At 30.5% G+C, this 22999-nt stretch carries 24 protein-coding genes; 14 read left to right on the forward strand and 10 right to left on the reverse strand.

Features of this window, described 5'->3' with window-relative positions:
• Nucleotides 1-10: 10 nt before the first annotated feature.
• The 4 genes from tig to ACVC2P_RS17595 all read right to left on the reverse strand — a co-directional run bounded on the left by tig (nucleotide 11) and on the right by ACVC2P_RS17595 (nucleotide 3427).
• Nucleotides 11-1339 carry a trigger factor gene (gene tig, locus ACVC2P_RS17580; protein ID WP_452599754.1) on the reverse strand — a complete coding sequence of 443 codons (1329 nt, stop codon included), beginning with the start codon at nucleotides 1337-1339 and terminating at the stop codon, nucleotides 11-13.
• 98 nt (nucleotides 1340-1437) lie between these two features.
• The gene (locus ACVC2P_RS17585; RefSeq protein ID WP_452599755.1) at nucleotides 1438-1782 is read right to left on the reverse strand and encodes a phage holin family protein; all 345 of its coding nucleotides are present in this window, start codon (nucleotides 1780-1782) and stop codon (nucleotides 1438-1440) included.
• Between the two features lie 31 nt (nucleotides 1783-1813).
• Nucleotides 1814-2578 carry an alpha/beta fold hydrolase gene (locus ACVC2P_RS17590; protein WP_452599756.1) on the reverse strand — a complete coding sequence of 255 codons (765 nt, stop codon included), beginning with the start codon at nucleotides 2576-2578 and terminating at the stop codon, nucleotides 1814-1816.
• 132 nt (nucleotides 2579-2710) lie between these two features.
• Nucleotides 2711-3427 (reverse strand): pyridoxine 5'-phosphate synthase, encoded by a 717-nt coding sequence (locus ACVC2P_RS17595; protein ID WP_452599757.1) that lies wholly within the window; start codon nucleotides 3425-3427, stop codon nucleotides 2711-2713.
• 88 nt (nucleotides 3428-3515) lie between these two features.
• Here ACVC2P_RS17595 and ACVC2P_RS17600 point away from each other — a divergent pair, with 88 nt between their 5' ends.
• The 9 genes from ACVC2P_RS17600 to ACVC2P_RS17640 all read left to right on the forward strand — a co-directional run bounded on the left by ACVC2P_RS17600 (nucleotide 3516) and on the right by ACVC2P_RS17640 (nucleotide 12307).
• The gene (locus ACVC2P_RS17600; RefSeq protein WP_452599758.1) at nucleotides 3516-4175 is read left to right on the forward strand and encodes an acetoin utilization protein acuB; all 660 of its coding nucleotides are present in this window, start codon (nucleotides 3516-3518) and stop codon (nucleotides 4173-4175) included.
• Nucleotides 4176-4179: 4 nt separating this feature from the next.
• Nucleotides 4180-5055 carry an NAD kinase gene (locus tag ACVC2P_RS17605; protein WP_452599759.1) on the forward strand — a complete coding sequence of 292 codons (876 nt, stop codon included), beginning with the start codon at nucleotides 4180-4182 and terminating at the stop codon, nucleotides 5053-5055.
• Between the two features lie 100 nt (nucleotides 5056-5155).
• The gene (gene porG / locus ACVC2P_RS17610) at nucleotides 5156-5845 is read left to right on the forward strand and encodes a type IX secretion system protein PorG (RefSeq protein WP_452599760.1); all 690 of its coding nucleotides are present in this window, start codon (nucleotides 5156-5158) and stop codon (nucleotides 5843-5845) included.
• Between the two features lie 56 nt (nucleotides 5846-5901).
• Entirely contained in the window at nucleotides 5902-6585 is a 684-nt protein-coding gene (locus tag ACVC2P_RS17615) for an isoprenyl transferase (RefSeq protein ID WP_452599776.1), read from the forward strand.
• Nucleotides 6557-9169: an outer membrane protein assembly factor BamA gene (gene bamA / locus ACVC2P_RS17620; protein WP_452599761.1), complete on the forward strand. Its 2613-nt coding sequence runs from the start codon at nucleotides 6557-6559 to the stop codon at nucleotides 9167-9169. The genes ACVC2P_RS17615 and bamA overlap by 29 nt, the downstream gene beginning before the upstream one ends.
• 239 nt (nucleotides 9170-9408) lie before the next feature.
• Complete coding sequence (locus tag ACVC2P_RS17625) at nucleotides 9409-10410, forward strand: OmpH family outer membrane protein (RefSeq protein ID WP_452599762.1); 1002 nt, start codon at nucleotides 9409-9411, stop codon at nucleotides 10408-10410.
• A 44-nt stretch (nucleotides 10411-10454) separates the two neighbouring features.
• On the forward strand, nucleotides 10455-10964 hold the full coding sequence (locus ACVC2P_RS17630) for an OmpH family outer membrane protein (RefSeq protein ID WP_452599763.1): 510 nt from the start codon (nucleotides 10455-10457) through the stop codon (nucleotides 10962-10964).
• Between the two features lie 127 nt (nucleotides 10965-11091).
• On the forward strand, nucleotides 11092-11874 hold the full coding sequence (gene murI, locus ACVC2P_RS17635; RefSeq protein ID WP_452599764.1) for a glutamate racemase: 783 nt from the start codon (nucleotides 11092-11094) through the stop codon (nucleotides 11872-11874).
• 76 nt (nucleotides 11875-11950) lie between these two features.
• On the forward strand, nucleotides 11951-12307 hold the full coding sequence (locus tag ACVC2P_RS17640; protein ID WP_452599765.1) for a GTPase: 357 nt from the start codon (nucleotides 11951-11953) through the stop codon (nucleotides 12305-12307).
• Between the two features lie 53 nt (nucleotides 12308-12360).
• On the opposite strand, the gene ACVC2P_RS17645 is transcribed toward ACVC2P_RS17640, so the two are convergent.
• From ACVC2P_RS17645 to ACVC2P_RS17660, 4 genes are read right to left on the reverse strand one after another with little or no spacing between them, the layout of a single operon-like run.
• Nucleotides 12361-12873 carry a gamma carbonic anhydrase family protein gene (locus tag ACVC2P_RS17645; protein ID WP_452599766.1) on the reverse strand — a complete coding sequence of 171 codons (513 nt, stop codon included), beginning with the start codon at nucleotides 12871-12873 and terminating at the stop codon, nucleotides 12361-12363.
• A 16-nt stretch (nucleotides 12874-12889) separates the two neighbouring features.
• Entirely contained in the window at nucleotides 12890-13627 is a 738-nt protein-coding gene (locus ACVC2P_RS17650; RefSeq protein ID WP_452599767.1) for a LytR/AlgR family response regulator transcription factor, read from the reverse strand.
• A gap of 1 nt (nucleotide 13628) precedes the next feature.
• Nucleotides 13629-14504: a DUF4349 domain-containing protein gene (locus ACVC2P_RS17655; protein ID WP_452599768.1), complete on the reverse strand. Its 876-nt coding sequence runs from the start codon at nucleotides 14502-14504 to the stop codon at nucleotides 13629-13631.
• A gap of 22 nt (nucleotides 14505-14526) precedes the next feature.
• A complete protein-coding gene (locus ACVC2P_RS17660; protein ID WP_452599769.1) occupies nucleotides 14527-16686 on the reverse strand; it encodes a tetratricopeptide repeat-containing sensor histidine kinase in 2160 nt (719 codons plus the stop codon).
• A 212-nt stretch (nucleotides 16687-16898) separates the two neighbouring features.
• Here ACVC2P_RS17660 and ACVC2P_RS17665 point away from each other — a divergent pair, with 212 nt between their 5' ends.
• From ACVC2P_RS17665 to ACVC2P_RS17675, 3 genes are all read left to right on the forward strand, one after another.
• Nucleotides 16899-17915, forward strand: coding sequence for an SIMPL domain-containing protein (locus ACVC2P_RS17665; RefSeq protein ID WP_452599770.1), 1017 nt, complete (start codon nucleotides 16899-16901; stop codon nucleotides 17913-17915).
• Between the two features lie 58 nt (nucleotides 17916-17973).
• Nucleotides 17974-18828, forward strand: coding sequence for an SIMPL domain-containing protein (locus ACVC2P_RS17670; protein WP_452599771.1), 855 nt, complete (start codon nucleotides 17974-17976; stop codon nucleotides 18826-18828).
• A 103-nt stretch (nucleotides 18829-18931) separates the two neighbouring features.
• The gene (locus ACVC2P_RS17675; RefSeq protein ID WP_452599772.1) at nucleotides 18932-20086 is read left to right on the forward strand and encodes a vWA domain-containing protein; all 1155 of its coding nucleotides are present in this window, start codon (nucleotides 18932-18934) and stop codon (nucleotides 20084-20086) included.
• A gap of 82 nt (nucleotides 20087-20168) precedes the next feature.
• Here ACVC2P_RS17675 and ACVC2P_RS17680 read toward each other — a convergent pair whose 3' ends face one another.
• Entirely contained in the window at nucleotides 20169-21179 is a 1011-nt protein-coding gene (locus ACVC2P_RS17680; protein ID WP_452599773.1) for a PorP/SprF family type IX secretion system membrane protein, read from the reverse strand.
• A gap of 266 nt (nucleotides 21180-21445) precedes the next feature.
• On the opposite strand from ACVC2P_RS17680, the gene ACVC2P_RS17685 reads away from it, so the two are divergent.
• Nucleotides 21446-22348: a NifU family protein gene (locus ACVC2P_RS17685; protein WP_452599774.1), complete on the forward strand. Its 903-nt coding sequence runs from the start codon at nucleotides 21446-21448 to the stop codon at nucleotides 22346-22348.
• Between the two features lie 121 nt (nucleotides 22349-22469).
• Nucleotides 22470-22670, forward strand: coding sequence for a dodecin family protein (locus tag ACVC2P_RS17690; protein ID WP_452599775.1), 201 nt, complete (start codon nucleotides 22470-22472; stop codon nucleotides 22668-22670).
• A gap of 73 nt (nucleotides 22671-22743) precedes the next feature.
• Here ACVC2P_RS17690 and ACVC2P_RS17695 read toward each other — a convergent pair.
• Nucleotides 22744-22999: T9SS type B sorting domain-containing protein (locus ACVC2P_RS17695; RefSeq protein WP_452597130.1), on the reverse strand; the 256-nt coding region annotated here is incomplete at its 5' end.

Consider the following 22999-nt stretch of genomic DNA (forward strand, 5'->3'; position numbering starts at 1 on the left):
AGAACGTGGCTTATTTATCGCCATAAACTTCTTTAACAAATTTTTCGTACGTTAATTCTTTTGTTTTAATATTAGCCTTTTCTTTGTAAAGGTTTAATAATTTCTGGCTTACTACTTGCTCAGATATACGTTTTACCTCATCTTGATTAGATAATACACGCGCTGCGATATCTTCTAACTCTTTTTCTGAAGGGTTTGTTTGACCAAATTGTGCCATCTGCATTTTAATCATTCCTTTCGCACTTTCTTTAACGTCTTCGAAATCTAATTTTATATCATTAGCTTCCATTAACTTACCTTCTATTAATTGATAACGTAAGCTTTTTTCAGATTTTTCGTATTCTTCTTTAGCTTGTGCTTCGTCAATTTCTTTCTCTCCTGCTGTTTGCATCCATTTTTGAAGAAATGTTGCTGGTAAATCGAATTTAGTATTTTCTACTAAATACTCTGTTACATCATTCAATAATTTTTGATCTGATTGTTGAACAAACTGTTTTTCAGCATCTTCTTTAATCTTATCTTTTAATTCTGTAACAGATTTCACAACATCTTTACCAAATAACTTATCAAATAATTCTTGATCTAAATCTGCTAATTCACGCTCATTTATTTCAGTAATTTCAAATGTTACTTCTATATCTAAACCGTGTACTTTATCGTGCTCTAATTTTAAAGCATGTTGTAATTCGTGCTCATCTGTATAAAGCCCTTTAGTTTTTAAAGCGATAGTATCTCCTACTTTAGCACCTACAAATTGCTTTTCTGTTGCTTTACCTTTAAATTTATCTAAAGTTAATGTTACAGTGTTTTCTATTCCTTCTTCTTCGTTAGTAAAAGTACCTGTTATTTCACTATCTTTTGCTACTGTATCTTGAGATATTAATTTCCCGTATTGTTTTTGAATACGCTCTACTTGCTCATCAATCATTTTATCGTCTGCAACGATGTTGTAGTGCGTTATTGCTTTTTTAGATTTTAAATCTACAGTAAATTCTGGTGCTAAACCTAACTCAAACTCAAAAGAAAAATCATCTCCATCCCAGTTAATGTCATCTTGTGGCTTAGGTAGTGGTTGCCCTAAAACATCTAACTTTTCTTCTGTTAAATATTTATTTAAAGCATCTTGAAGTAATTTATTTACTTCATCTACCAATACTGCTTTACCGTATTGTTTTTTTACCATTCCCATTGGCACATGACCTTTTCTAAAACCTGGAATGTTTGCTGTTTTTCTATAATCTGTTAAGATTTTTTCTACTTTATCGCTATAATCGTCTTTAGCAATATCAACTTTTACTACAGCGTTTAATGCATCAATATTTTCTCTTGTAATATTCATCTTGAATAATATATTATTTTTAATACCTAAAAATGGAGTGCAAAAGTACTACTTTTTTAGACGTTATCAAAGATTTTAATTACTTGAATAGCAAGATTCTATTTATCGCTTTTTAAGAAGGAATGAAATATAGATTGCAATATAGACAGTAGAATACTAAATAGTATAGCCCACCAAAAGTTACTTACCGCAAAACCGTCTATTAATTTATCGGCTAATAAAATTATTAATGCGTTAATAACTAATAGAAAAAGCCCTAGTGTTACTAATGTTATCGGCAAGGTTAGCAATACTAATATTGGCTTAACGATAAGGTTTAAAACAGATAATACCACAGCAACAATTATAGCTGTAGTGTAACTATCTACATTTACTCCTTTTAATACATTAGCTAATACAACTACAGCTATGGCATTTAATAGTAAGCGAATAATTAGTTTCATAATAATTTATATAATTTGGATTAATAGTCTTTCAATTTACAAAATTAATTACAGCTTCATAAAAATCCTCTGGGTTTTCAGCATGTAACCAATGTCCCGCTTTTTTAATCGTTTTTATTTTCGCTTCTGGGAAGTGTGTTTGTATTATAGCTTCATCTTCTAATGCTATATATTCACTTTTATCCCCTCTTAAAAATAGAGTCTGTTTCGTAAATTTAGCATGGGTTGGCAAAGCTTCTCCTACTTCGCTTACATTTTCGGCTAACACTGCTAAATTGATACGTAAGCCTAACTGCCCTTTTTCTACCCAATATAAATTTTTGAGTAAAAACTGACGTGTTCCAAATTCGCTCACATAATTGGCTAGCACTTTATCTGCAGCTGTTCTTGTTTTTATTTCATTAAAATCCAAAGCCTGCAATCCATTTAAAATAGCATCATGGTGCACTGGGTAAAAACGAGGTGATATATCTGCTATTAATAATTTAGATACTACTTCTGGATATTCTGTAGCAAATAGCATAGCTGTTTTACCTCCCATAGAGTGCCCCAATAACACAACATCTTTTAATTGATGTGTTTTACAATAGTGCTTTAAGTCTTCCACCATAACTTCGTAATCAAACGCATTATCATGAAAACTTCTTCCGTGATTTCGTTGATCTACAAGGTGTACTTCAAAGTTTTGTTCGGCAAATTTTCGTCCTAACGTTTTCCAGTTATCGCTCATTCCTAAAAAACCATGTAGAATAATAAATGGTTTGCCTTCTCCCAATATATTTGAATGTAATATCATTATTGTTTATTCTTTTTCTTGATGCGAAATAAATCCAATACTATTTGTTTTATTTTATTCCTTTTTTTGACACGAATTTCACTAATTAACACGAAACTTTCTCAAACCTACTGCCTACTGCCTACTGCAAAACTATCCCTTCAATTTATTTAAGTACATATTTACCACATTTTCTATACCTAAGTATAAACTTTCCGAAACTAAAGCATGACCAATAGAGACTTCTAATAGTCCTGGAATATTTTGTTGAAAAAACTGAATATTATCTAACGATAAATCGTGTCCTGCATTTACTCCTAATCCTAATGAGTTTGCTAATTCTGCACATTTAGTATAAGGTTCAATAGCTTTAGTATTGCCTAAACTGTATTGATGCGCAAAAGCTTCTGTGTACAACTCTATTCTATCTGTCCCTGTTGCTTTCGCGCCTTCTATTTGCTTTAATTCTGGGTCCACAAAAATAGATGTTCTAATACCTTCTTCTTGAAATTGTTTTATTACATCTACTAAAAAATCTTTATTTGTAATAGTGTCCCAACCGGCATTACTTGTTAAAGCATCTACTGCATCTGGTACTAATGTTACTTGTGTTGGTTTTATATTTAAAACCATATCTACAAACTTAGGATTTGGGTTACCTTCTATATTATATTCTGTATAAACCACAGGTTTTAAATCGTAAGCATCCTTATATTTAATATGGCGTTCGTCTGGTCTTGGGTGTATAGTTACGCCTTCTGCTCCAAACCGTTGTACATCTTTAGCAAATTGCACAACGTTAGGTGTATCTCCTCCTCTAGAGTTTCTTAATGTTGCAATCTTATTTATATTAACACTTAATTTTGTCATTTGTACTTAATTTAAAGGCAAAAATACGAAGTAGATCAGCGGTTTTATACTATTTTTTAATTAATTTGCATAATACTAAATTGTAATAATGAATCTTTCAACATACATAATAAACGATATAAAACCACTTACAAATACAGATAATGTTAGTGAGTTACAGTTATTATTCAATCAACTAACTTATTCTCATATCCCAATTAAAGATGAAGAAGGGGTTTATCTCGGTTGCTTGTCTGAAACAGATGTTCATTGTTTTGAAAGTAAAAAGCAGGTTAAAGATTGTAGTTATGCTATTGAAGGGTTCTTTGTAAGAGACCAAACTAATTGGTTAGATGTATTAGAAGCTTTTGCCCAAAACGGCACAAACATAATGCCTGTTTTAAATGTAAATAACACTTATTTGGGGTATTATGAGCTTAATGATATTATAGGCTTATTTAACGAAACACCTTTCTTTTCTGAAGCTGGAGCTATTTTAATAGTCGAAAAAGGCCTAGTAGATTACTCGTTTAGCGAAGTTAGCCAGATAGTAGAATCTAACAACGGCAAGTTATTAGGCGCTTTTATTTCTAAAATAGAAAATGATGTTGCGCAAATAACATTAAAAATAGGGAATACTAGCTTAAACGATATCATGCAAACCTTTAGACGTTACAGTTATAATGTTATTGCAGGGCAAGAAGAAGATAGTTATATCGAAAGTTTAAAAGAACGCTCAAATTATTTAAATAAATACCTAAATATATAATTGTATGAAGGTAGCTATTTACAGTCAATATTATAAAAACAAATCTTTAGAGTCCTTCAATGTTTTATTGCATGTGCTTTTAGATAAAAAAATGACTGTTTTTATTGAACATAATTTTCTTAAAAACTTAAACTCTGCTATACAAAATAATTCGGCAATACAATCTTTTTCTAGATTAGATGATACTTTCGATTTATTAATAAGTATTGGAGGAGATGGTACTATTTTAAGAGCCATTACCTATTTAAAAGATTTAAATATACCTATTGTAGGAATTAATACTGGTCGATTAGGCTTTTTAGCAACCATACAACATGATGAAATAGAAAAAGCAATACAACAAATATTAGATAAAGATTATACTTTATCTAAACGCACCTTGCTATCTATTGAAACATCTCCTTCTAATAGTGATATTGTAGGATTAAATTTTGCACTCAACGAAATAGCAGTAAGTAGAAAAAACACAACTTCTATGATTACTGTAGAAACCTACCTTAACAATGAGTTTTTAACATCCTATTGGAGTGATGGTTTAATTATTTCTACTCCTACTGGTTCTACTGGATACTCATTAAGTTGCGGAGGACCTGTAATTACGCCAGACACAACAAGTTTTGTACTTACTCCCATAGCGCCACATAATTTAAGCGCAAGACCTTTAGTTATTGAAGACTCTACAACCATACAATTAAAAGTTAGTGGTAGAGAAGATAATTATTTAGTGTCTCTAGATTCTAGAATAGCAACATTATCTAACGAAACCATAATTACTTTAAAAAAGGCAGATTTTACGATTAACATGATAGAACTCAACGATGAAAGCTTTCTGGATACTCTTCGTAAAAAATTACTTTGGGGAGAGGATAAGCGTAATTAAACAATAAATTAAGCTAAAAACAGTTTTTAGACTATAACTATTTGATTCAAATTATTATAGGCACATCTTATTTATTATATTTGCAAACTTTTGAAGATTTATGAGGTATTTAACCATTATAGTATTAATATTTTTAAGCACTCAATTTAGCACTGCTCAAATACACGAAATTGGTGTATTTGCAGGAGGAAGCAACTTTATTGGAGATGTAGGGTCTACTACATATATAGCTCCAAAAAACCTAGCAATAGGCGCTATATATAAATGGAACAGAAGTCCAAGACACTCTTTTAGAGCTTCATTAACATTCACAGATTTAGAAGGTATTGATAAAGATTCCGACGACCCAAGTAGAATTATTAGAGGGTACGAGTTTAAAAATAAAATTATAGAGTTTTCTGCAGGAATGGAGTTTACCTTTCTAGATTTTAACCTTCATAGTGGAGACAATGTGTCTACACCCTACCTATATTCTGGTATTAGTATCGCTAAACATGACAACTATTTTTTCTCTAATGGGGTTATTCAATCTGAGGAAACTACTAGTTTCGCTTATGGTATACCTATGGTATTAGGTTATAAAATGGCTGTAGCAGACCATTTTGTTCTTGCACTAGAAGTAGGTGCTAGATATACATTTACAGATGAAATTGATGGAAGTGTTCCAGATACTAAAGAGAATATAGAACGCTTAAGTTTTGGAAATGTTAATAATAATGACTGGTACACCTTTACAGGTATAACTTTAACATATACCTTTGGAAGAAACCCCTGTTATTGCAATTATTAGAAGTGGATATAACAAAAATAAATACAAAACAATTACCTAAGCATATCGCCATTATTATGGATGGTAATGGGCGCTGGGCCAAACAAAAAGGTATGTTACGTGCTTTTGGTCATGAAAATGGTACTAAATCTGTTCGTAATACTGTGGAGGCTTGCGCCGAGTTGGGTATAGAAAACCTAACACTTTATGCTTTTTCTACAGAAAACTGGAATAGACCCAAATTAGAGGTAGACACTTTAATGAAATTACTCGTGTCTTCTCTAAAAAAAGAAATTAAAACACTCATAGACAACAATATTAAATTAACAGCTATAGGTAACCTGAAATCCTTACCTAAAAAAGTATATCGCGAGTTACAAGAAGTTATTGAAACGACTAAAGATAATAAGCGAATGACTTTAACCTTAGCGTTAAGTTACGGTTCTAGAGAAGAACTGTTAAATACAGTGAAAGAAATAAGTATTAAAGTTAAAAATAATATAATTTCTACTGAAAATATTGATGAATCAATTATTAATGAGCATCTTTACACGCAAAATTTACCAGACGTAGATTTACTAATTAGAACTAGTGGAGAACAACGTATAAGTAATTTTTTATTATGGCAAATAGCCTATGCCGAATTATATTTTACACCTATACTTTGGCCAGATTTTAAGAAGCAACATTTGTGTGATGCTATAATTGAATATCAAAAAAGAGAAAGACGCTTTGGAAAAACAAGTGAACAAATCAGCTAAACAATTACCTTTGAAAACATATTTACAATACGCACTAATTGTATTATTTACAATTAGTAACTTTATTACACAAGCGCAAAACACACCGGCTACAAATGGTAAAAAATATACCATTGCAGAAATAACAGTAAAAGGAAATACTTCTTTTAGTGGGCAAACCATAATTACTTATTCTGGACTTAGAAAAGGAGATGAAATTTTTATACCAGGAGAAAAAATTAGTAAAGCCATAAAAAAACTATGGAAATCTAATCTTTTTAGTGATATTGAGCTATACTTAACAAAAGTAGAAGGGCAAAATGCCTATATAGAAATAAGACTTTCTGATTTACCTGAATTAGTAGATGTAAAAATTACTGGTATAAAAAAAGGAAAAAAAGAAGCATTAATAAAAGACAACAAATTAAATAAAGGAACTAAGGTTACTGAAAATTTAATTACAACTACAAAAAACTACCTTCAAAATAAATACAAAAAGGAAGGCTATTTAAACACCAAAGTTAATGTTAACGTTATAGAAATACAGGATTCTGTAAAGAAATCACGTGTTAATATGGTAGTAGCCATAGACAAAGGAGACAAAGTAAAAATTAAAGACATTACTTTTGATGGCAATAGCGTTTTAAGCGATAAAAAGCTTAGAAAGGCAATGAAAAATACGAAGAAAAAGAACCCTATTCGTATTTTTAAACGCTCTAAGTATATAGAAGCAGACTTTAAAGAAGATTTAGTAACAGTTATTGATAAATATAAAGAAAACGGTTATAGAGATGCGCGTATAATTTCTGACACATTAACCAAAAATAGCGATGGTTCTATTAATATAGGTATTAAGGTAGAAGAAGGAGAAAAGTACACGTTTGGAAATATAGAATTTATTGGAAACACAGTCTACTCTGATGAGGAATTAAAACGTAAGTTAAAAATAGATAAAGGAGATACTTATAATGGTGTACTATTAGCTAAAAGAATTGCAGATAATACTAGACCAGATGGAGATGATATTACTAACTTATACCAAGACAATGGTTATTTATTTTCAACAATAAACCCAGTAGAAGTTAATGCAGATGGAAATGTTATAGATATGGAAATTAGAATTACAGAAGGAAAACCTGTATACTTTAATAAAATATCTGTAATAGGTAATGAAAAAACTAATGACCATGTTATTTATAGAGAATTAAGAACACGACCAGGGCAATTATACCGTAAAGCAAATGTTGTAAGAACCGTTCGTGAATTAAGCCAGTTAGGATTTTTTGATGCTTCGCAAATAGACCCTCAATTTAAAAATGCAAATCCAGAAGATGGAACTATAGATATAGAATATGGCGTTGTAGAATCTGGATCTAGCCAAATAGAGCTACAAGGTGGTTATGGCGGAGGAGGTTTTATAGGAACTTTAGGGTTATCTTTTAACAACTTTGCATTAAAAGATATCTTTAAAAAAGATGCTTATAGACCAATCCCAACTGGAGATGGACAAAGATTAGCATTACGTTTACAAGCAAGTCGTTTCTTTCAAACTTATAGTTTTTCATTCTCAGAACCTTGGTTAGGAGGTAAAAAACCAGTTCAGTTTTCGACATCTTTATCGCATACAAAGCAATTTTTATTTAACCCGCAAACAAGAAGAGCTGATAAAAACAGACGTTTCAACATTACAGGAATTACAGTTGGTTTAGCAAAACGTTTAGCTATACCAGATGATTATTTCACATTATCTCAAGCGTTAAGTTTCCAACACTATAATTTAAAAAACTATAATACAGGTTTATTTACTTTTGGAGATGGATACTCTAATAACTTATCGTATACAGTAGGCTTAAGTCGTAACAATACCGCTAATGACCCTGTATTTCCTACTCAGGGATCTAATTTTTCTGCAACAGCTAAATTGTCTATTCCATACTCTTTATTTAACGGAGTAGACTATAAATCGTTACGAGAAGAGCGCGCAGCTAACCAAGCTATCATTAGGGATTCTAACAATGCTGTTGCAGATAGAAACGAAGCCTCAGCGAGAATTTCTGAAATAGACCAAGAACGTTTTAAATGGTTAGAATTTTATAAAATTAAGTTTAAAGGCGATTGGTATACAAAAGTAGTAGACAAATTTGTATTTAAATCTTCTATAGAATTTGGATTCTTAGGCGCATATAATCAAGATAGAGGAGTTATACCTTTCGAGCGTTTCTTTGTAGGAGGAGATGGATTAGGAGCAGTAAGTTTAGATGGTAGAGAAGCTATTGCCCTACGTGGTTACCCTAACCAATCTTTATCTACTCAAGATGGAGGTACTATTTATAATAAATTCTCATTAGAGCTACGTTACCCAATAACATTAAAGCAAAGTGCTAAAATATATGCATTAGGTTTCTTAGATGCTGGAGGTTCTTATAGCAACTTTAGAGATTACGATCCGTTTAATGTTAACAGATCTGCTGGGTTTGGAGTTAGAATATTCATGCCTGCATTTGGTTTATTAGGTATAGATTTCGGTCATGGTTTCGATGCTTTACCAGGCCAAACTGTTAAACATGGTTGGGAAACTCACTTCATTATAGGGCAACAATTCTAAAAAAAAGAAGCTTAAATATTCCAATTTATATGCTAATAAGTATGTTAGGATTTTTTAAATTTTTATTTTTGGCACGATATTTTCAAGGTACAGTTTGAAGATTTGATTCATGAATTAAAAATTTTAAAATTAAAATTCATTACTTTTATTCAATTAATTCAAAATAAAAGCAGAATCAAAACAATCATCTGTGAATTTTTGAGTTTATAGGAGTAATAAATATTAAAATATTAAAACAGATGAAATTAAAAGTTCTTTTTTTACTGACTTTAGTGTCTATGCTAAGTCTATCCGTTAATGCACAACGAGGTGTAAGAATTGGATACATAGATACAGAATATATTTTACAGAATGTTCCTGAATATGCAGAAGCAACGTCTCAATTAGAATCCAAAGTACAAAAATGGAAAGGAGAAATTGAAACTAAATTAAGTGGTATTGAGCAAAAACGTAAGGAGTTAAATAACGAAAAAGCACTTTTAACTAAAGAACTTATAGAAGAACGCGAAGAAGATTTGTTTTTTGAAGAAAAAGAAATCTTAGAATACCAACAAAAACGATTTGGTCCAGAAGGTGATTTAATGATCCAAAAAAGACAATTAATGCAGCCGGTACAAGATCAAATATTTCAAGCGGTACAAGACATCGCTAAAAAGAAAAAATTTGATTTTGTTTTTGATAAATCTGCAGATGTAGTAATGCTTTACTCAGCTGAACGTTTTGATATTAGTGAGCAAGTATTAAGAACCATAACAAGGACTTCTAAACGTAAGCAATTAAAATATAAAGCAGATAAAAAGAAAGCTAAAGAAGAAGATCTTACAGTAGAGGTTAATGAAGAGAAGGATGCTAGACAGTTAGCAGCAGACAAGAAAAAAGCAGATAGAGAGAAATTAGTAGAAGAGCGTAAAAAGAAAATTTTAGAAGCTAGAGAAGCAAAGAAAAAAGAAGCAGCAGAACGTAAAGCTAAAATATTAGAAGAGCGAGCAAAGAAAAAAGAAGCAGCTGCAAATAAAAATACACCTCCTGCTACTGAAACAGAAGAAGGAGAAGATGCTAAACCGAGTGAAGATGGTGCAGAAGCACCAAAAACTAGAGCGCAAATTTTAGAAGAACGTAAACAAAAAAAATTAGCAGATAGAGCTGCTCGTAAAAAAGCATTAGAAGATAGAAAAAAGAAAATCTTAGAAGATCGCAAAAAAGCTAAAGAAGAGAAAGAGAGCGAAAAAGACGACAACTAAGACTTAATAATTAATATTTATAACACACAAATACTATTTTAAAAATGAAACAATTTAAAACATTATTAATTGCTGCAGCATTATTTATAGGAGCAACTAGCTTTATGAGCGCACAAAGTAAAGTAGCGCACATTAATACGCAAGAATTAATAAAAGGGATGCCAGAAATGGCAGCTGCTAAAGCTGAGATGGAAAAGTTAGGAAAGACTTATGAAACAGACATCCAGGCATCTGCTAAAGAGCTTCAAGATAAAATGAAACTTTACGATTCGCAAGCAGCTTCTCAAACAGATGAGGAAAACAGAAAACGTGTTGCAGAAGTACAAGGAATGGAACAATCTATTCGCCAATACCAAGCTCAAGCTCAACAAGATTTACAAAACAAAGAAATTGAATTATTAAAACCTATTACCGAAAAAGCTAAAGCAGCAATATTAAAAGTTGCTAAAGCACAAGGTTTCGATTATGTTTTAGATTCTACTCAAGGTGGAGGAGTAATCGTTCATGAGGGTAAAGATTTACTAGAAGATGTAAAAAAAGAATTAGGATTTTAATTAAAACTCTAAACAAATTACCATATAAAAGCTACCTTTTTTAAGGTGGCTTTTATATTTTTATAGCTGCACATTTTTACTACTTTATAATTAAAAAAACCATAAATTTAGCAGAGATAAAACTAAAATGAATAAACAACCAATAGGCATATTCGATTCTGGAGTTGGTGGCACTTCTATATGGAAAGAGATCTACACACTTTTACCTAACGAAAGTACTATTTATTTAGCAGATAGTAAACACGCACCTTATGGACCTAAAGGAGAAGATAAAATTATAAAACTTAGTATTAAAAACACAGAGTTTTTAATAGCCAAAGGCTGTAAGCTTATTGTAGTCGCTTGTAATACCGCTACAACTAATGCTATAAAAGTATTAAGAAAACGATACTCTGTTCCTTTTATAGGTATAGAACCAGCTATAAAACCTGCTGCTTTACAAACAAAAACTAAAGCTATCGGCGTTTTAGCAACTAAAGGGACTCTTACAAGTCATTTATTTCATGAAACTACAGATTTATACTCTAATGGCATTACAATTATAGAGCGTGTAGGAGAAGGCATTGTTCCATTAATAGAAAGTGGTAATATAAACTCTAAAACTATGCAGGACTTACTTAAACTATATATGCAACCCATGCTAAACGCCAATATAGATTATTTAGTTTTAGGCTGTACACATTACCCATATCTTATCCCTCAACTTATTAAAATATTACCTCAACACATTAAAATTATAGATTCGGGCGAGGCAGTAGCTAAGCACACTAAAACAGTTTTAGAAGCTAATGCATTGTTAAACCCAACAGTAATGAAACCTAAGCATCAGTTTTTTACTAATGCCAATAATGCAGATGTTATGAGCTCTTTACTGGGCAAACACTATAATGTTTCTTTTTTAGACTTTTAAGTTCTTAACCTTCTAAGTTACTACTATTCTCAACGCCTTCGAGTAAGTTTTCTAGATACTATTAGACTAAAAGGTAATGAGTAAACTGCTATTTATTTATAATGCCAATTCGGGAATTGGGAACATGGTTTTAGATGTTGCCCATAAATTATTTCGTCCAGAAACGTATGCCTGTAACCTTTGTGCTATAACACATAATACTTTTTCTGAAAATAAAACATGGAAAGCCTTTAGACTACAAAGTACTATTGATATGGACTTTTTACATACCGATGAATTTGAAGCAAAATATAAAGACACTTACTTTACTTATCCTATTATTTTAAGAGAAGATAATAATACACTTCAGCCATTGTTAAAAACAAGCGTTATTAACAAACTAGAAACTGTTGATGATTTAATTAATACTATTAAAAAACATATAAATCTGTAACTTTTAGTCCCTTATAGAATTAAGCATTGTGCTTACTTTACTAGAGTTTATAATTATTTAAACCAACCTGAGTACTTAACATAATTTTCTGCAATTCTGTTAATTTCTCCATTAATAAGCTCTTTACTTATATCCTTTACTTTTTTTGCAGGTACACCTGCATAAATGCTTCCAGATTCTACAACAGTATTTTGTGTAACTACTGCTCCTGCTGCAACAATGCTGTTACTTTCTACAACACAATTATCCATAACAATACTCCCCATACCTATAAGCACATTATCATGAATAATGCAGCCATGTACAATAGCATTATGTCCTATAGATACATTATTACCAATAGTTGTTGGGTATTTTTTATAAGTACAATGTACTACTGCTCCATCCTGTACATTTACTTTATTACCTAATGTAATATAATGTACGTCTCCTCTTAGTACAGCATTAAACCAGATACTACATTGTACTCCCATTTTTACATCGCCAACAATTGTTGCATTTTCAGCAATATAGCAATCTTCAGGTATTTGTGGTGTCTTACCATTTACGGGTTTTATAATTGGCATATATTAAGTTTTATAATTATTTAAAGTACGATAATAGTTCGGCTTTTTTATTGGCAGAAACCATAACCTCTTGTCCATTAGTTAAAATCACACTCCCACCCTTTCCTTTAATGTATTTTACTATTTCATTAACATTAACTAAGTAGCTTTTATGTATTCTTGCAAAATTAGAATCTTTTAGCACATCTTCGAAATACTTAAGTGTTTTACTAACGACTTTCTTTTTATTGGAGTTTAAGTATATTTCGGTGTAATTATCATCTGCTTTACAAAACAAAATATCTGCAGTGTTTAAAACCTCGAAACCATCTTGTTGCGGTATTGTTATTTTACCATCGACCTTTTGTGTAGTTTTTGGCACTAGAACTTGGTCTTGCAATGCTTCTTCTTTTGTTTTTATTTCCACAACATAATCTACAGCTTTTATTAATTCGTCTATAGAAATAGGCTTCATTAAATAATAAGATGCATGAGCATTTAAAGCGTCTATAGCATAGTGATTGTAGGCAGTAACAAAGATCGTCTCAAACGTTCTGTCGCCCACTTTTTCTAATAAGTCGAAAGCATTACCATATGGCATTTCTACATCTAAAAACACTAGGTCTAAGGGCTCTTTTCTAATTAATTCTAAGGCTTCATTTATGTTTGCAGCTTCGCCTAATATTTCAACATTTGGGCAATATTTACTTAAGTAGTTTTTTAGTATTTCTCTACTTGTTTCTTCGTCTTCAACTATAATTGATTTTAATTTCATTTTAGTCCTGAAGTTTTTTTATGATTGATTTAAATAGATTTAGTTTGTCTAATATTAATAACACGAAATAGACAAATCCTGTAATAAAAAATAGAATTAATAACAGCTGTAGGTAAGTAGAAACCGCCCACTCTAAAGCTACTTTTATACGATGTAGCATGCTTATTTCTTGTTTTACACCTTCAGCAAGCGAAAATTTTATAGTACAAAACTCATTCTCAGCATCATAATTTCCTAATTGCACACCTAAATCTTGTAACGCTTCTTCTATACTTAAAATTCTGTTTTCAAGATCTATATATTCTTCTATTTTGCCCCCTTTAGTTTTTAATTCTATTAACGATGTTCTTATTTTTAATAGCGATTCTTTTTTAGCGTTTAGCTGCTTATACTCGTTTGTTTTATCTTTTTTAGTTATTTCTTTAGACTGTACATTACCTATCTTAGACAACTCTGCATATAAATTATCAAATCGATCTGGTTGTACTCCTATTAATAACTGTAATCTACGACGCCCTTTATTTCCGCTATTTTGCTCAAACTGAATAATAGCATCTTCGCTTTTTATAGCCGCTGTAACGTTTTTCTTTTCTTTCTCAAACTCTGAAGATTTTGTATTTACAGTTGCTATTTTCTCGTATTTCTGATCTACACTTATTGCCCCTTGAGGCGCATTTGTATTCGCTTTAATTTTATATTTTTTTGAAGCATAATTAACTCTAGAGTTAGCTATTTCTTGAAAAAATGTATTTGCTTGCTCGTATTCATTTATTTTAATGGTATAACCATAGGCCAATCTAAATAAGAATAGTACAATGAATACTATTATTAAGTACAGTATTCCTTTTTTTAATCGTTTTTTAAATGTTTGCTTCATAATAAGTCTAATTAGCTTAATTCTAGTCTTTTTTTAAGGTCACCACAACTTTTGTTCCTTTATCTCCTTCGTCCTGATAATCATCAATAAACACATCAACTTTATCTTTATACATCTCGTTAAGTATTGTAACACGTTTTTTGATGTTTCCCATGCCTTTTGAATTTTGTTTTTGTTGATTTTGCGTTTTTAATGCTTTCGATTTTTCACGTCCAATACCATCATCTGCAACTATAATTTCTATTTCGTCTTCAGATTTTTTTGTAATTGAGATGTCCAGTTTACCTTTACTTTCTTTATATCTTAACCCATGCCATACGGCATTTTCTATATAAGGTTGTAACAGCATAGGCGGTATCTGGAATGCCTCGACGTCTATAGTGTCGTCTACTGTTATACTATAATCAAATTTATCTTTAAATCTAAAATGTTCTAACTTAGTATATAAATCTAATAACTCTACTTCTTTTTGTAAAGGGATAAAATCTTCCTCACTATTCTCTAAAACGGCTCTCATTAACTTTGAAAAATCCGATAAATACTTATTTGCTGTTCTTTCATCGTTAGTAGCTATAAAACTATTTACCGAGTTTAAAGCATTAAATATAAAATGTGGGTTCATCTGGCTTCGTAACGATTTTAATGCTAATAAATTATTAGCTAATCGTTGTTGTTTTATATACTTAAACATTAAATAGGCCGTAAACAGTAATAAAAACACACCGCCTATAAGAGAGTAAATAATAATTTTTTGGTTTTTATCTTTTTCATCACTTAGCGCCCTATTCAACTCTGTATTAGACTCTAAAGATTTTATTCTCGCTGCATCATTTCTTATTTTTTGACTAGAACGCTTTGCCCTTATAATGTCGTCATTCATTTTCTTATTCAGCTTTTCTACAGATTTTGTATACTCTTTATATGCTTTTAATGCATTAACATAGTCTCCAGCATCTTCATACACTTCGGTTAGTTTTCGTGCCGCGTCATACTCTACAATTAAATCTTCTTTCTCTTCGGCCTCTTTTATGCTTTCCTTTAAATAAGGAATAGCCGCTTTATAATTTCGTTGTAAATAATAGGCATTCCCAATTTTATAGTTTTGTTTTTGTACTGTTAAAGGGCTTTCGTTATCTATTATAGAATCTTTTTCAATGTCTTTAATAACTTCTATAGATTCTTTTCGTAACTCTATTTCCCTATCAAAAAACTGATTAGAATTATTAAAATTTGCTACTTTTAGCTTTTCTTCTACAGCTCTAGTTTTATTCTGTTTAGAAGCCAAATCTAAAGAATTGTCAAAATATTCTTCGGCTTTATTTATAGCTCCTTTTTTATTATACGATTCTGCTATTTTAGAATTTAAGTTAGTAACCTTTAAGGAGATTAAATGCTGTTTTGCTTTTTCTAATCCTTTATTATATGCTTCTATTGCTTTTTCATATTTGTTGATTTCAAAATAGACATCTCCAACTCCCTCATGGAATTCTACTAACTGATAATTAGATAACTCTTCTTCTTTTAAATCTTTATATACAGATAAACTTTCTTGATAGTTTTTATTCTTTTTATAAGCTTCTGCTAATTTTAAGCTTACTTCATTTGTTTTTAAGCTATTAAGGCTAATTCTGTAATAATTAACTGCCAAATCGTATTGTTTCCAATACATATAAACGTCTGCTAAAACCTCGTAAGCTTCTGCATTATTTTTTACAGATTTACTTTGCTTAATACTTTCGGTTATAAATTGCACACTTTTTTCTATAGATTTCTTCTTGTAAACAATTGCAGAATCTATAGTACTATTAAAGGTTGTGTTTCTTTTGTTTTTAAAAACTCCAGACCTTTCTGTATTTGGTAATACATCTACAATTATTCTTTCATTATCTTTTATTGTATGGTATATGGTTTCAAAATCTTTGTGGCTAATTCTTAACTCGTCTCCTTTTCTTACTTGAATTCTAAACTCTCCAGCAAGGTTAGAAGACGTATAAGCACCTCCATTAACTTCTATATTGGCATCTTTAATTGGGTTATATGTATCATTCTCTCTTACAAAGCCTCTAACCGTAAAAAGGGGTAATGCTTCTTTCCCTTCATTATGCATGTCGCTTTGCGCTATGGTTATAACAGGACATAACAATAAAAAACATAATACTATATATATAATTCTAAATTTCATTTCTTTTTAATTACTAAAGGATAAACTTACACACTTTAGTTGGTATAATAAAATAGCTAACTGTAAAACAGTAGGCTGTTTAAGCCTAAATATAAAGCTTTACTCATTTTTTTGTCCTCTTCACTCATTTACTAGTAGAGTTCGCTCATTATCTGTTTACTTATAAAAAACTTAAACATATGTTTATCAGCAAATTATTTATATACAAGCACATGAAAACTAAAATTTTAATTCTATTATTAACCTCTTCTATTTTTTGCCAAGCTCAAATAAGAGGTAATGCAACAACTATTTCTAGGCAAAACGTAATGAGCTCAAAAGCTTTAGGAAATGCGACTATTTACAACAACCAAGTAAATAACTTTAGGCATGCTAATTTAGTTCCTAATCCAACAATTACAATAAATGTAAAAGCACTACATAATGTTGTTGCAGATGCATACACTGCTGTTTTTAATGTTACACAAATTGGAAAAACATCTGAAGAAGCAAATACCTTAATGAGAGAACGTATAGCTAAAGTAAAAAGCACGCTTTTATCTAAAGGAATCCTTCCTAAGGATTTTGTAATAGATGTTATCTCGTTTGTACCTGTTTATGAAACGGTTGTAGAACGTAAATTATTTAGTAAAAAGTATAATGAAGTTCCAAAAGGGTTTGAATTACAACAGAACATTCATATTAAATTTAATAAAGTAGAACAATTTGAAAACATCCTTTCTGCTTGTGCAAATAATGAAATATACAACTTAGTTAAAGTTGACTATTTTATAGATAACATACAACAGGTATATACCAAACTACGTTTGGAAATATTAAAAACCTTAAAAGAAAAAAAACAATTTTATAGCGACTTAGGCTTCGATTTAAAAACATATACTCCAAATATAGCAGACACAAAATATTGTCATTTTCCAAGAGAGTTTTATAAAAACTATCAAGCATTTAATAGTATCTCTTTAGAAGCTATTAATAAAAAAAAAGGTATTGTTACTGCAAAAAAACAAACATCGTATTACTACGATCCTATTACTTTTAAAGACTACGATGTGGTTATTAATCCTGCAATTGTAGAACCTGTTATACAAATAGGAATGGAAATTAAATTACAGTATAGCCCTAAACCTAAAGCCGTAAAACCAATTGAAAAAGAGGTTATAAAAAACAAATACTTCATTATATCTAATGATGGTGCAATTAATTTAAAAGAGTTAAAACTAGAAAATTAATATTATGATTTTAGCACACAGATACATACTAGTCCTTTTCTTATATTGTTCCACCTATATGAGTTACGCTCAAATTACAGGTAATCAAATCTATAATAAAAACAATTACAATGCGGGTGTAAGGCTAACCAGAAACAGCATCCAAACCAATACTAATGGCTTAACCATTACATCTCAAGTATTATTAAATAAGTTACCTAATAGTTTTATAGTCACATTAGGTATTAATCAAGAAGCACAGACAGTTAAAGCTTGTAACACAAAAATTAATACTAGAATTAGTAACTTAAAAAAGGCTTTAAAAACATTAGGTCTTACAGACGAAGACTTCTACGTTGATTTTATAACACAAACTAAAATCTACGATTACAACATTGAAAGTAGTAAAGCTTCGCAATACCAAAAAGGGTTTGAAATTAAGAAAAACCTAATCATTAAACTTAAAAATATTAATGACATCGATGCTGTTATAGAACTTAGTTCGGAACAGGACATATACGACGTTATTAAAGTGGATTATGTAAATGATTCTGAAGATGAAGTGTATGAAACCTTATTTGATGAGTGTATTAAAATAGTTGAACAACGCAAAAGAATATACTCCAAACTAGCGAAACCAAAATTTAAAAAGGCAATTCATATTGTTTCAGATAAATTTTATAGTGTACACCCTAAATCTCAATATAAACAGTATCAAGCTGTAGAATCTTCTAATTTATCTGTTACCAATAGAAATTACTCAGCACACTATATAAAGAAAGAAGCGAGAAAGCATAAAACCTTTTACCATGAGGGTGAAAACCCATCTGCTTTCGATAAAGTTATCGGGACAATCTCTCCCAAAATTGGTATTCAATATGTAATGACCTTAACGGTGTCTTACGAGTTTGAAACAAAACAAGAAAAACATTAATATCACAATAGTATGAAACGAGCATGCTAAAATCTTTATCATTCAAGGACATGATTAATAGCGAACAGCATGTGACCATTGTAAATCAAAAAATTATAAACACATGAAATCGATTATCACAACACTAACAATAGTTACACTATTACTATTTACGTCGTGTAACGCCAATACAAAAAAAGAAAACGACAGTTATGCTTTTAATAAAGCAAGTACGAATACACCGCCAAAACACTATATAAAAGTAGCACTTTTATTAGACACTAGTAATAGTATGGATGGGTTAATAGATCAAGCTAAAGCACAATTGTGGGATATTGTCAATGAACTCTCTTACGCTAAATGCAACAATAAAAAGCCAAACTTAGAAATAGCATTATACGAATATGGAAATGACAATTTAAATGGAGAGGAAGGTTTTATACGACAAGTACTAGCTTTTAGTAATGATTTAGATGAAATATCTAAGCAATTATTTTCTTTAACAACAAAAGGAGGTAACGAATATTGCGGACAGGTTATTACTACGGCTTTAGATCAATTAAAATGGGGTAGTAACCCTAATGACTTAAAATTAATTTTTATTGCAGGTAATGAGCCTTTTACTCAAGGAAAAGTAAGTTATAAAGAGGCTTCTAAAAAAGCTATAAACAAAGCGATAACTATTAATACTATTTTCTGCGGAGATTATGAACAAGGTGTTTCTGGTTTTTGGAAAGATGGTGCAGATATTACAAAAGGCAACTACATTTCTATTAACCACAATAAAGCAACAGCCTATGTCTCTACTCCATACGATGATGATATATTAGAATATAATAAAAAATTAAATAACACCTATGTTACCTATAATGCCATAGGAAAAGAAAAGATGGAGTTACAAGTCGAGCAGGATTTTAATGCTAAAGGATATAGTAATGCCAATGCTGTAAGCAGAACGGTAAGTAAAAGCTCTCACCTATATAAAAATTCTAATTGGGATTTAATAGATGCTTCAGAAGATGAAAACTTTAAATATGAAGAGTTAAAGCAAGACGAATTACCTATAGAATTAAAAAATAAAAGTAAAGAAGCTATAAAGGCATATATTTCTAAAAAAAGAGAGGAACGTAAAGCCATACAAAAGAAAATTCAGGAGCTTAACACCAAACGCAAACAACATATCCTTAAACAAAATAAGTCTCAAACTAACGACTTAGAAAACGCTATGATTAAGGCTATAAAAGCACAAGCAAAATATAAAAATTATAACTGGGAATAAATAAAAAGCTTGAATTGCATCTAAACAAAAAGCGCCTCGATTAATAATCGAGGCGCTTTTGTATAATATAATAATTAACGGCTTAGTTAATTGCTGGACAGTTACAGCTATAATGTTCTTTTCTACAACCAAAGTTATATCCTAATGTTATTTGGTGAAATCCTCCATTATTAAATACAACTGAATTAGATTGGTAACTATATGTATATGCAAATACAAAGTTATTTACATCAACCCCTAAAATTGGTGTAATGTATTGTAATTTTTGACTACTTACTCCAGACCCATCAACAAACTCAGCTCCATCTAAACTTCTTCTATATGATAAACCTCCCCATACTTTTCCAAAGTCCATTGATTTGTATGCTTTTGCATTAATATCAAAAAACGCTTCCTCTGTAGCATCTCTATAAACAAACATTGCAGAAGGCTCAAAGCTCCAATCACTACTGTAATTACTAAAAGTATTACCAACAGATACAATATAAGTTCTAAGGTTATCAAAACTTAAACCTTGCTCATTAAAGTTAACACCATCATTTTTTAATAAATTCTTTACAGTTGCATGTGCATAGAAATCGTATAAGTGGTAAGAAAAACCAAAATCTACATTAAAATTGGTGGCAGATTGCTCTATTCCAGATATAATTGGATCTGGCCCATCAAATAAAAACGTAGTTTCATCTAACTTATACTGTATAGCACCTGCACTTAATCCAAACGATAGCATATTTAAATCTACTTCATTTCTAGAAAATAATATATGGTGAGCATAAGTTAAATAAGCTCCAGTTTGCGAATGGAATCCATTTTGATCTGAATAAACAATTCCTCCAACTCCAGATTGAGACTCCCCTATTCTACCATTTATACTAGCAGTTAATAATTTTGGAGCGTCATCTTGACCAAACCATTGCTGGCGTCCAGTAATTCTAACTTTAGAACAGTTAGCAACTCCAGCCATAGAAGGGTGAATTAAATAATAATTATCTGTTAAATAATCTGAATAAATTGGCAGCCCCTCTTGAGCCTTAGCAAATTGAGTAAAGAAAAATACTGAAACTGCTAAAATAAGTAACCTTTGTAATCTCATAGTCTTTTTTTTCAAGGTAAATATGTTGGTATTTAGATTTACACCTCTTCTTTAATTATTAACTCTCTTTTGTCAAAAAAATTATAAACGTAGCCAAATATATAAATTTACTTGCTATAAACAGACAGACAAAAGTTAAAGCTACCAATATAAAAAGGATTTATCACATATACTAAACATTTTAATAAATTGAAACCCTACTTTAAAATCCAAATATAGGATATCTCTACTTTTCTTTTAGTATTTTTGCAAAAAAAAAGAGCAAAATGAATCCTTTTAAAGTCTCAATACAAGAAACTTCCAATAATTCGATCATAAAATTTGAATTAAATCAATTTATAACACAACATCAAAGCTTTGAATTTAATAATATAGACGAAGCAAAATCATCTCCTCTAGCACAACAATTATTTTATTTACCATTTGTTAAAAAAGTTTACATTACAAGTAATTTTGTTGCAGTAGAGCGTTTTAATATCGTGGAGTGGCCAGATGTACAAAATGAAGTTGCTGAACAAATTGAAACTTATTTAAATGATGGAGGTATTGTTATAGAAGAAAGTATTGCTCCAAAAAAAGTACCTGTAACTGTTTATGCAGAAAGCACCCCAAATCCTTCTGTTTTAAAGTTTGTTGCTAATAAAAAAATAGTAACTGCCGCCTATGAGTTTGTTTCTATAGATACAGCTAAAGCCTCACCCTTAGCTACAGAGTTATTTCACTTTCCATTTGTAAAAAGTGTGTTTTTAGATGAAAACTTTGTGTCTATAACAAAATATGATGTTGCAGATTGGAATGAAATTACAAGTGAACTTCGTGAGTTTATTAGAAGTTTTATTGAAAACGGAAAAGAAATAGTGACTTTAAATGCTCCTGAAGTCATAGAAAAAACAACAGAAAACGTTGATGCTCACTTTGAAACATTAGATGATATCTCTAAAGAAATAGTAAATATCCTAGAAGAATATGTTAAGCCAGCTGTAGCAAGTGATGGAGGGAATATTCAATTTGAATCATACGATCCTAACTCTAAAATTGTTAAAGTTATTTTACAAGGCGCATGTAGTGGTTGCCCTTCCTCTACTTTTACATTAAAAAATGGTATAGAAAACATGTTAAAAGAAATGTTAAAAGGTAAAGTAAATAGTGTTGAGGCTATAAATGGCTAATCTTATCTATAAAAACGGTAGTTTATCTAATAAAAAATTTCATTTAATCATAAAACCCAATGACTTCATAGCAATATTTGTAATTTTAAATTAATAAATTATTAATTTAAATAAATATATTATGGCAGTATTAAAAGTTATTGAAGTATTATCTAACTCAGAAAAAAGTTGGGAAGACGCAACAAAAAAAGCAGTAAAGCATGCTTCTAAGAGCGTTAAAAATATTCGTTCTGTTTATGTACAAGATCAAAGTGCAAGTGTAACAGATGGAGAAGTATCAGATTTTAGAGTAAATTTAAAAATCACTTTTGAGGTTAAATAAAACCAATCAAAATATTAATACAAAAAAGCCTGAGTTTAAACTCAGGCTTTTTTGTATTAATATTTTCTATAACTTATCGTTTCAACGCAAAATGGGCCTTAAACGTTTTCACTTCATTAGTGCTCGGTTCTCTGTACTGTACCGTAAACCAATACGTACTATTAGGCATTGGGTTGCCATTATAGGTACCATTCCATCCACTTCCAGAAGGACTTAGTTGTTTTAATAGCTTGCCATAACGGTCAAAGATATAAATAATAGCATCTGGTTGTCCAGCTAAGCCATAGATGTTCCACGTATCGTGGTACCCATCCCCATTAGGTGTAAAG

The organism is Pontimicrobium sp. MEBiC01747, assembly GCF_053601635.1.

Excerpts from the sequence above, each read along its gene's own strand:
- tig (WP_452599754.1), bottom strand. The coding sequence starts at position 1,339 with ATGAATATTACAAGAGAAAATATTGATGCATTAAACGCTGTAGTAAAA.
- ACVC2P_RS17585 (WP_452599755.1), bottom strand. The coding sequence starts at position 1,782 with ATGAAACTAATTATTCGCTTACTATTAAATGCCATAGCTGTAGTTGTA.
- ACVC2P_RS17590 (WP_452599756.1), bottom strand. The coding sequence starts at position 2,578 with ATGATATTACATTCAAATATATTGGGAGAAGGCAAACCATTTATTATT.
- ACVC2P_RS17595 (WP_452599757.1), bottom strand. The coding sequence starts at position 3,427 with ATGACAAAATTAAGTGTTAATATAAATAAGATTGCAACATTAAGAAAC.
- ACVC2P_RS17600 (WP_452599758.1), top strand. The coding sequence starts at position 3,516 with ATGAATCTTTCAACATACATAATAAACGATATAAAACCACTTACAAAT.
- ACVC2P_RS17605 (WP_452599759.1), top strand. The coding sequence starts at position 4,180 with ATGAAGGTAGCTATTTACAGTCAATATTATAAAAACAAATCTTTAGAG.
- porG (WP_452599760.1), top strand. The coding sequence starts at position 5,156 with ATGAGGTATTTAACCATTATAGTATTAATATTTTTAAGCACTCAATTT.
- ACVC2P_RS17615 (WP_452599776.1), top strand. The coding sequence starts at position 5,902 with ATGGATGGTAATGGGCGCTGGGCCAAACAAAAAGGTATGTTACGTGCT.
- ACVC2P_RS17625 (WP_452599762.1), top strand. The coding sequence starts at position 9,409 with ATGAAATTAAAAGTTCTTTTTTTACTGACTTTAGTGTCTATGCTAAGT.
- ACVC2P_RS17630 (WP_452599763.1), top strand. The coding sequence starts at position 10,455 with ATGAAACAATTTAAAACATTATTAATTGCTGCAGCATTATTTATAGGA.
- murI (WP_452599764.1), top strand. The coding sequence starts at position 11,092 with ATGAATAAACAACCAATAGGCATATTCGATTCTGGAGTTGGTGGCACT.
- ACVC2P_RS17640 (WP_452599765.1), top strand. The coding sequence starts at position 11,951 with ATGAGTAAACTGCTATTTATTTATAATGCCAATTCGGGAATTGGGAAC.
- ACVC2P_RS17645 (WP_452599766.1), bottom strand. The coding sequence starts at position 12,873 with ATGCCAATTATAAAACCCGTAAATGGTAAGACACCACAAATACCTGAA.
- ACVC2P_RS17650 (WP_452599767.1), bottom strand. The coding sequence starts at position 13,627 with ATGAAATTAAAATCAATTATAGTTGAAGACGAAGAAACAAGTAGAGAA.
- ACVC2P_RS17655 (WP_452599768.1), bottom strand. The coding sequence starts at position 14,504 with ATGAAGCAAACATTTAAAAAACGATTAAAAAAAGGAATACTGTACTTA.
- ACVC2P_RS17660 (WP_452599769.1), bottom strand. The coding sequence starts at position 16,686 with ATGAAATTTAGAATTATATATATAGTATTATGTTTTTTATTGTTATGT.
- ACVC2P_RS17665 (WP_452599770.1), top strand. The coding sequence starts at position 16,899 with ATGAAAACTAAAATTTTAATTCTATTATTAACCTCTTCTATTTTTTGC.
- ACVC2P_RS17670 (WP_452599771.1), top strand. The coding sequence starts at position 17,974 with ATGAGTTACGCTCAAATTACAGGTAATCAAATCTATAATAAAAACAAT.
- ACVC2P_RS17675 (WP_452599772.1), top strand. The coding sequence starts at position 18,932 with ATGAAATCGATTATCACAACACTAACAATAGTTACACTATTACTATTT.
- ACVC2P_RS17680 (WP_452599773.1), bottom strand. The coding sequence starts at position 21,179 with ATGAGATTACAAAGGTTACTTATTTTAGCAGTTTCAGTATTTTTCTTT.
- ACVC2P_RS17685 (WP_452599774.1), top strand. The coding sequence starts at position 21,446 with ATGAATCCTTTTAAAGTCTCAATACAAGAAACTTCCAATAATTCGATC.
- ACVC2P_RS17690 (WP_452599775.1), top strand. The coding sequence starts at position 22,470 with ATGGCAGTATTAAAAGTTATTGAAGTATTATCTAACTCAGAAAAAAGT.